The sequence below is a fragment of the Pseudomonas sp. BF-RE-22 genome (assembly GCF_019956155.1).
Taxonomy (GTDB): Bacteria; Pseudomonadota; Gammaproteobacteria; order Pseudomonadales; family Pseudomonadaceae; genus Aquipseudomonas; species Aquipseudomonas migulae.
The window spans coordinates 1-8,670 of the sequence record NZ_JAHBDD010000074.1 but is presented as its reverse complement, the minus strand read 5'-3'; the positions used below and the strand labels follow the sequence as shown (position 1 = coordinate 8,670).

At 61.7% G+C, this 8,670-nt stretch carries 8 protein-coding genes; 3 read left to right on the top strand and 5 right to left on the bottom strand.

Features of this window, described 5'->3' with window-relative positions; all coding sequences use genetic code 11:
- A partial coding sequence (locus KGA82_RS26020) for a hypothetical protein (protein ID WP_223453087.1) occupies positions 1-460 on the top strand: 460 nt, incomplete at its 5' end.
- A gap of 140 nt (positions 461-600) precedes the next feature.
- On the opposite strand, the gene KGA82_RS26015 is transcribed toward KGA82_RS26020, so the two are convergent.
- Positions 601-1,497, bottom strand: a complete 897-nt coding sequence (locus KGA82_RS26015; RefSeq protein WP_223453086.1) for a LysR family transcriptional regulator — start codon at positions 1,495-1,497, stop codon at positions 601-603.
- Between the two features lie 160 nt (positions 1,498-1,657).
- On the opposite strand from KGA82_RS26015, the gene KGA82_RS26010 reads away from it, so the two are divergent.
- Positions 1,658-2,677, top strand: coding sequence for an alpha/beta hydrolase (locus tag KGA82_RS26010; protein WP_008032696.1), 1,020 nt, complete (start codon positions 1,658-1,660; stop codon positions 2,675-2,677).
- A gap of 336 nt (positions 2,678-3,013) precedes the next feature.
- A complete protein-coding gene (locus KGA82_RS26005; RefSeq protein WP_223453085.1) occupies positions 3,014-4,441 on the top strand; it encodes a mechanosensitive ion channel family protein in 1,428 nt (475 codons plus the stop codon).
- Positions 4,442-4,559: 118 nt separating this feature from the next.
- On the opposite strand, the gene ycaC is transcribed toward KGA82_RS26005, so the two are convergent.
- The 4 genes from ycaC to KGA82_RS25985 all read right to left on the bottom strand — a co-directional run bounded on the left by ycaC (position 4,560) and on the right by KGA82_RS25985 (position 8,085).
- Positions 4,560-5,186 carry an isochorismate family cysteine hydrolase YcaC gene (gene ycaC / locus KGA82_RS26000; protein ID WP_223453084.1) on the bottom strand — a complete coding sequence of 209 codons (627 nt, stop codon included), beginning with the start codon at positions 5,184-5,186 and terminating at the stop codon, positions 4,560-4,562.
- A gap of 67 nt (positions 5,187-5,253) precedes the next feature.
- Positions 5,254-7,092, bottom strand: coding sequence for an amidohydrolase (locus KGA82_RS25995; protein ID WP_008043255.1), 1,839 nt, complete (start codon positions 7,090-7,092; stop codon positions 5,254-5,256).
- Positions 7,089-7,676: an antibiotic biosynthesis monooxygenase gene (locus KGA82_RS25990; protein ID WP_223453083.1), complete on the bottom strand. Its 588-nt coding sequence runs from the start codon at positions 7,674-7,676 to the stop codon at positions 7,089-7,091. The genes KGA82_RS25995 and KGA82_RS25990 overlap by 4 nt, the downstream gene beginning before the upstream one ends.
- Positions 7,669-8,085: a DoxX family protein gene (locus KGA82_RS25985; RefSeq protein ID WP_008043253.1), complete on the bottom strand. Its 417-nt coding sequence runs from the start codon at positions 8,083-8,085 to the stop codon at positions 7,669-7,671. Before KGA82_RS25985 ends, KGA82_RS25990 begins: the two co-directional genes overlap by 8 nt.
- Positions 8,086-8,670 lie beyond the last annotated feature (585 nt).

Below are 8,670 nucleotides of genomic sequence, written 5' to 3'. Positions count from 1 at the left end.
CGGTGGCGGTGGCGGCGGCAATGGCGGTGGTCACGGCGGTGGTCACGGCGGAAGCGGCCATGGCGGCAGCGGTCACGGTGGAAACGGCGGCGGCAATAGCGGCAGCGGTCACAGTGGCAACGACCATGGCTCGGGACATTCCGGTAACACCGCCTCATCCGGTCGCAGCGGCACCCATGCCGAACCGGGAGACGATCACGGCGTTCATCACGCCGGTGAAGTCGGCCACAACCGTGGCGTTCATCACGCCGGTGAAATCGGTGACGACCACGGCGTTCATCATGCCGGTGAAGTCGGCCACAACCGCGGCGTTCATCGCGCCGGTGAAATCGGTGACGACCACGGCGTTCATCGCGCCGGCGAAATCGGCGATGACCACGGCGTTCATGTCGGCGGTGAACCGGGTGACGACCACGGCGTGCACGTCGGTGGCGAGCCGGGCGATGACAAAAGGTCCTGATCACCCCTGAACAAAGGTTCGCCACAAACCCCTGTGGGAGCGAGCCTGCTCGCGAAGGCAGAGTGTCAGACGACATCAATGTTGAATGACAAAATGCTTTCGCGAGCAGGCTCGCTCCCACATTGGAAATGTGCTGTGCTCTATAAAATTTCTTCAGCCTGATCCAGCCGCTCACGCAGAAACTCGATCAACGCCTGCACCGGTCGCGAACTCTGGCGATGCTGCGGGTACACCGCCGACAACGTCAGCGGCTGTGGGCGAAACTCATCCAGCACCGGCACCAGCCGCCCATCCTTCAACGCCGCCCCGACAATGAAGGTCGGCAGATACGTGATCCCCATCCCGGCAATGGCCGCATCCCTGAGCAACTCACCATTGTTGACCCGCATCCGCCCGGTCACGTTGACCGCCAGCGGCTTGCCCTGCCCTTCAAAACGCCATTGCACCTGGCGGCCGTGGCCATATGGCAGGCAGTCGTGCGTGTGCAGGTCCTCGGGTTTACCCGGCGTACCGCGCTCGGCCAGGTAAGCCGGGCTGGCGCAATACACCCGCTGGATCGAAGCGATGCGGCGGGCGATCAGCGTCGAGTCTTCAAGGATGCCGATGCGCAACGCCAGGTCGTAACCCTCGCTGAGCAGATCCACCGGGCGATCGCTCAAATCCACTTCCACCGTGACATCGCGATAACGCTGCAAGAACACCGGCAGCAAACACCCCAAATGCGCCACCGCAAACGACAACGGCGCGCTCACGCGAATGGTGCCGCGCGGTTCGGTGGTCTGGCCGGCGATGCCTTGTTCCACCTGCTCGACTTCGCTGAGCAAGCGCAACGCCGACTCGTAATAACTCTGGCCCAGCGGCGTGACGTCCAGGCGCCGTGTGGAGCGGTTGAGCAACCGTACGCCCAGGCGTTCTTCGAGTTGCATCAAGCGACGGCTGACGAACTGCTTGGACAGGCCCAATTGATCGGCGGCCGAGGTGAAGCTGCCGGAGTCCATGACCTGGCAAAAAATACGCATATCTTCGAACGGGTTCATTGTCACTTTCCGGTTGACAGTTAAACGCTTTATAGCCGCTTTTTCCCTTTCGAGCACCCTATTAATCTGTGTCCACGGTGTTGCTGAGGCCTGAGTCCCAGCGCAGCAGCAACCTGACCCTTAGGTAACCAATCTCTAATTAATTAAAAAGGATTTGCTCATGAACCTCGTCAAAAAAACCCTGACCGCTTCCCTGCTCGCCCTCTCCGTCGGCAACGCCTTTGCCGCTGGCAGCCCAGGCGTTGAACACAACACTCAAGCCTTCCTCGAAGCCCTCGCCGCCGGTGGCGGTAAACCGCTTGAGCAGTTGAGCCCGAAAGACGCCCGTGCGGTGCTGACCGGTGCGCAAAACTCGGTCAAGGTTGATCTGTCGGGTGTGGACGTCAGCGATCGTGCAATCAAGGTCGATGGTCAAACCATCAACCTGAAAATCGTGCGTCCGGCCAAGGTCAAAGGTGAGTTGCCGGTGTTCATGTTCTTCCACGGTGGCGGCTGGGTGCTGGGCGATTACCCGACTCACCAACGCTTGATTCATGACCTGGTGGTGGGCTCCGGTGCCGTCGCGGTGTACGTCGATTACACGCCGTCGCCGGAAGCGCACTACCCGACCGCGATCAACCAGGCCTACGCCGCGACCCGTTGGGTGGCTGAGCATGGCAAGGACATCGGCGTCGACGGCAAGCGTCTCGCGGTGGCCGGCAACAGCGTCGGTGGCAACATGGCGGCGGTCGTGGCATTGATGGCCAAGGAACAGAAAGCCCCGGCGCTGCGCTTCCAGTTGTTGATGTGGCCAGTGACCAACGCACAGTTCGACACCGGCTCGTACCAGCAATTTGCCGAAGGCCACTTCCTCACCAAAGGCATGATGAATTGGTTCTGGGACAACTACACCACCGACCAGGCCGAGCGTGCGCAGATCCACGCCTCGCCGTTGCAGGCCAGCGCCGAACAGCTCAAGGGCTTGCCGGCAGCGCTGGTGCAGACCGCCGAGTTCGACGTATTGCGTGACGAAGGCGAAGCCTATGCCCGCCACCTCGATGCGGCCGGTGTGCCGGTCACGGCGGTGCGTTACAACGGGATGATTCACGACTTCGGCCTGCTCAATCCGCTGAGCCAGATTCCGGAAGTGAAAGCGGCGGTGCGTCAGGCCGCGCTGGAACTCAAGACTCATCTGAACTGAGTCCCCTCGCCCCTCCCACGATCATCGTGCGAGGGGCTTTTCTGTAGGAGCGGCCGGGCGGCGCTCCGTTTGCCGGCGAAGGCGCCCTCAAATACGCCTTCGCCGGCAAGCCTGGCTCCTACAGGGGATCGGGTTCGCACAGTTCAACTGTAGGAGCGAAGCTTGCTCGCGAAGGCGCCCTCAAGTACGCCATCGCCGGCAAGCCTGGCTCCTACAGGGGATCGGGTTCGCACAGTTCAACTGTAGGAGCGAAGCTTGCTCGCGAAGGCGCCCTCAAGTACGCCATCGCCGGCAAGCCGGCTCCTACAAAAAAAATCAGACTTCCGGAGTTCTTCCATGTCCCTCATCTACGGTCATCTGCTGTCCTGGAGTGCGCTGTTGCTGGTCATCGACGCCGTGCTCTGGCACGCAGCGCCGTTCAAGCATCGCGTCACGCGGGTCGGTGTGCGCCTCGCGTTGTTTGTGATGTTCAGCGCGCTCATCATCAACGCCGGCGTCAGCCCGTTGCAGGCGCCGCTGTTGGCAGACGACCGCGTGGCGCAACTGGGCGCGACGGCGCTGGGGATTCTCTGGTGGCTGTACGCCGCACGTGTGCTCACCGAAGTCATCGGCCTGCTGCTGATGCGGCGCATCGGGCACAGCGGGCGGTTGCTGCAGGACGTCATCGGCGCGCTGGTGTTTCTGATCGCCATCGTCGCCGCAGCCGGGTACGTGCTGGAGTTGCCGGTGAAAGGTTTGCTGGCGACGTCCGGGGTGGTGGCAATCGTCGTCGGCCTGGCGTTGCAAAGCACCCTGAGCGATGTGTTTTCCGGGATCGTGCTCAACACCACCAAGCCGTATCAGGTGGATGACTGGATCGTGATCGACGGCGTCGAGGGCAAGGTGCTCGACATCGATTGGCGCGCCACTCACCTGCTGACCAGCGCCGGCAGTACGGCGGTGGTGCCGAACTCGGTGGCGGCCAAAGCGAAGATCGTCAACCTGAGCCGCCCCGGCAACATGCATGGTGTGTCGATCAGCATTCAAGTGCCCAACCACATCCGTCCGCGTCGGGTGCTGGATGCACTGGACCGCACGCTGCAAGGCAGCAGCAGTCTGCTGCTCAACCCGGCGCCGAAAGCCGTGCTGAAAGAGGCCGGCGAAACCATGTCCGAATACGTGGCCAGCGGGTTTATCGCCGAACTCGGCAAGAAAAGCGAAGTGCGCAATCAACTGTTCGACCTCGCCCATCGGCACCTCGAAGCGGCGGGTATTTCCCGACAGCTCGACGGCGTGATCGAACCGACATCCCGCGCGCGGTCCTTGCTGGACGAGGTGAAAGTCTTCCGTTCCCTGAACGAAGACGAACGCGACCGGATGGCCCATTCGATGGTCGCGCAACAGTACGCGGCAGGCCAGGTGGTGCTGGAACTGGGAGAAGTGCCGGACAGCCTGATGGTCATCGCCACGGGCGTGGTCAGCGCAACAGTACCGGACGGCGCCGGGCAAACCGAGGCCGGGCGCATGGGGCCGAGCGAGGTGATGGGTGAACAGAGCATCCTCACCGATACACCGTCGCAGGCCACGTTCACCGCGTTGACCTCGTGCATCATCTACCGGATCGACAAATCCCTGACCCGCAGCTGCATGGAACAGCGGGTTGAAGTGGGTCGGGCGTTGAACAAGTTGCAGGCGGTACGGCAGCAGAACAGTCGGTTGGCGCTGCTGGACAAACCGGTGCCGATCAAGAAAAGTGGATTCCTGAGCTGGCTGCAAAAACGGTAACCCTGTGGGAGCGAGCCTGCTCGCGATGGCGGCAGCACATCCAACATAGATGTCGGCTGAACCACCGCCATCGCGAGCAGGCTCGCTCCCACAGGTTATGCATGTTGCTTGAAGGAGCTTACTTCGAAGTCAACACCGAGTAGCTGTTCATCAGGTTGCGGTAGTTGGGAATACGCGGCGACAGCAGGTTCGCCAGGCCTTCCATGTCGTTGCGCCAGTCGCCCTGCAGCTCGCACGCCACGGAGAACCAGTTCACCAGTTGAGCGCCGGCCGCCGCCATCCGTGCCCACGCAGCTTGTTGCACGGTTTCGTTGAACGTACCCGAAGCATCGGTCACCACAAACACTTCAAACCCTTCAGCCAGCGCCGACAGCGTCGGGAAGGTCACGCAAACGTCCGTCACCACACCGGCGATGATCAGTTGCTTGCGGCCGGTGGCTTTGACGGCCTTGACGAAATCTTCGTTGTCCCAGGCGTTGATCTGGCCTGGACGCGGGATGTACGGCGCGTCCGGGAACTGCTCTTTCAATTCCGGCACCATCGGGCCGTTCGGGCCTTTTTCGAAGCTGGTGGTGAGGATGGTCGGCAGTTTGAAGAACTTGGCCACGTCGCCCAGGGCCAGGACATTGTTCTTGAATTCGTTCGGCGAGAAATCCTGAACCAGCGAAATCAGACCGGTCTGGTGATCGACCAACAGGACAACGGCATCGTCTTTGTTCAGGCGTTTGTACGGAACGTTGCTCATGTGAAACTCCTCGATGGATGGGTATTACGTCAGGCGCCGACACGCGGGTCGGCGCTTTTTTTGATCGTCAGAACGCGAAGCACGAGCAGCCAAAGGCGCCCCAGAAACCGGCGAAATCGCTGACCGGCGCGTTCGACAACCGCGCCTTTTCATGACTGTGGGAATGCACGCCGCACGGCCCGCTGCAATGGTGAACCTGCGCCTGCATCGGCGACGTCGGGCGCCAGTGACCCGGCACCTTGACCACCGGCGACCAGTCCGGCAGCACCGGCACACTGGCCGGGCCGAGTTTTTCGAAATCACCGGCGGCGTACACCACCTTGCCGCCGACCACGGTCAACACCGACTCGATCCACTTGATCGCTTCTTCGTCAACGCTGAAAAAGTCCGCGCTCAGGGCTGCGACGTCAGCCAGTTGGCCGACTTTGATCATGCCTTTCTTGCCCTGCTCGGAAGAGAACCAGGCGCTGCCGTGGGTGAACAGCTCCAGCGCGGTCTGCCGGGACAGCCCCTCGGCGTGCAGCTCCAGGCCACCGACGGTGCGGCCGCTGACCATCCAGTACAGCGAAGTCCATGGGTTGTAGCTGGACACCCGCGTCGCATCGGTGCCAGCGCCAACCGGTACACCTTCGGCCAGCATGCGCTTGATCGGCGGCGTCGCTTCGGCAGCCTTGGCGCCGTAACGCTCGACGAAATACTCGCCCTGAAACGCCATGCGATCCTGAATCGCGATACCACCGCCCAGCGCCCTCACCCGCTCGATGTTCTGCGGCGTGATGGTTTCGGCGTGGTCGAAAAACCACGGCAAACCATTGAACGGAATGTCGCGGTTAACCTTCTCGAACACGTCGAGCATGCGGCTGATGGATTCGTTGTACGTGGCGTGCAAACGGAACGGCCAGCGCTGCTCGACCAAGTGGCGGACCACCGGTTCGAGTTCGTCTTCCATGGTTTGCGGCAGGTCCGGACGCGGTTCGAGGAAGTCCTCGAAATCCGCCGCCGAGAACACCAGCATTTCCCCGGCGCCGTTGTGGCGCAGGAAATCATCGCCCTGATGCAGGGTCACGCTGCTAGTCCAGTTCTTGAAGTCGGCCAGCTCTTCTTTCGGCTTCTGGGTGAACAGGTTGTAGGCGATGCGGATGGTCAGTTGCTGGTCCTTGGCCAACTGCTCGATCACCTGGTAATCGTCCGGATAATTCTGGAAACCGCCGCCGGCATCGATGGCGCTGGTCAGGCCGAGACGGTTGAGTTCGCGCATGAACTGGCGGGTCGAGTTGACCTGATACTCCAGCGGCAACTTCGGCCCCTTGGCCAGGGTCGAGTACAAAATCATCGCGTTCGGGCGCGCCACCAGCATGCCGGTCGGCTCACCGTTGGCATCGCGCACAATCTCGCCACCCGGCGGGTTCGGCGTGTTGCGGGTGTAACCGGCCACGCGCAACGCGGCGCGGTTGAGCAGAGCGCGGTCATATAGATGCAGGACAAATACCGGCGTATCCGGTGCCGCCTGGTTGAGTTCCTCGAGGGTCGGCATGCGCTTTTCAGCGAACTGGAATTCGTTCCAGCCTCCGACCACGCGCACCCATTGTGGCGTTGGCGTGCGGTCGGCCTGATCCTTGAGCATGCGCAGGGCGTCGGCCAGCGACGGCACGCCCTCCCAGCGCAGTTCGAGGTTGTAGTTCAAACCGCCACGGATCAGGTGCAAGTGCGAGTCGTTGAGGCCGGGGATGACGCAGCGGCCCTTGAGGTCGATGACCTGGGTGCCGGAGCCGCGCAGGGCCATGGCTTCGGCGTCAGTGCCGACCGCGACGAAGCGGCCATCGCTGATGGCGACGGCACTGGCGCGTGGGTTTTCACGGTCAACGGTATGAAATTGGCCATTGAACAAAATCAGGTCGGCGTTCATCGCGTTTCCTTGGGCTGAGTGGAGGGGGACAGCCAAGGCGCGAACAAACGCGTCGCCATCGGCATGAACAGGTACACCACCGAAACGACGATGGTCAGCGTGATCAGGAACGTGGCGACCACGTAATTGGACAGGAACGCGTTAAGCCGCAACAGCGGGCCCCAGATCAGCGGCACCAGCAAGGTGTGCGGCAGAATTACCAGCAACGTCACCACGGCCTGCTTCCAGCGCGGCGGCGAACCGGTTTCAGCCTGCGGTGCGAACCAGAATTCATTGACCGGGTTGACCTCGGTCTGGTCGCCATCGGCGAGCATCGGCGTGGCTTCGTTGACCAGTTCCAGCCGTTGTGGCGAATCGAGCCAGTGCTGCATCGCGTCGGTGGAGCAAAAGCGCAGCACGCAGGTGTACATGTCGAGGCCGGCGTTCTTGCCGCGCATCACATCCACCCCCAAGTGCCCTTCCTGCTGCCCGGCGATGCTGACGATGTTGCGCAACCAGGCTTCGTAGGGCACTTCAAAACCGGCTTTGACCCGGTGCTTGATGACCAGGGTCACGACTTCCTCGAAACGATTGGATTCAGGCATAACGCAAAGCTCCGGCGAATCGGACATTGAGCGCCAGCCGTCCCGGCCCGGCGATAAAGAGGCTGGTGAACAGAATCAACAGTAGCCAGCCGAACTGCCCTTCCTCGAGGCTCCATTGCGGGTGCACAACCAGCAGCGCGATCCACAACACAGACAAAACCGGCAGGCACGCCAGGCGCACCAACACCCCGGCAATGATCAGCAGCGGGCACAGCACCTCGGCAAAAATCGCCAGCATCAGCGTGACATTCGCGCCCAGGTGGAAAGGGTCTTCGATGACTTGCAGTTGAGCGTTGTAGTTAAGCAGCTTGGGCAAACCGTGCACCCACAGCAGAAACAAACCACCGCTGACCCGCAAAAAAAACAGCCCGATATCCTGGGCCCGTTCATCCCATTGCGAAGCGTTCATGGACTACCTGCACAAATGAAAAACCATCGGCGTCAAAGCGCCGGGACCTCATTCGATAGTGCCGGTGTGGGGGCGGGGAAAATTGAATGTACGTGCTCTTTTTGTGAGCCGATCAGGATCGCCAGCCATCGCCCCCCCTGTAGGAGCTGGCTTGCCGGCGATGGCGTCCTAATGGCCGGCGTGTTTCTTTGATGGTGCACATATCCATTGCTGCGGTAACGGCTTCTATTGGTTTCGCCCTTACGGCGAGTCACTTGGAAAAGCCCCAAGTAACCAAGGGCTCTTGCCCCTTTCGTTCGGTGCCTCGCTAATGCTCGCCATGCCCTCGCTCCGGTCCTGCTCCGTGGGCCCGCCGCCATCGGCCATCCATGGCCGGGGGGCGGCTAACCCGGCATCCATGCCGGGTTGCCCACTGCGCAGAACCTGCGCTCGGCCTCTCGAGGGGGCGCTCAGATCAAAAGCTGAAGGAGAGCTAACGCTCGGCCTGATGAGTGGTGAAAATCAAAAGCTAACGCGGTCCCCTGTAGGAGCCGGCTTGCCGGCGATGGCGTCCGGTCAGTCACGCATTCATTGCCTGACCACCGC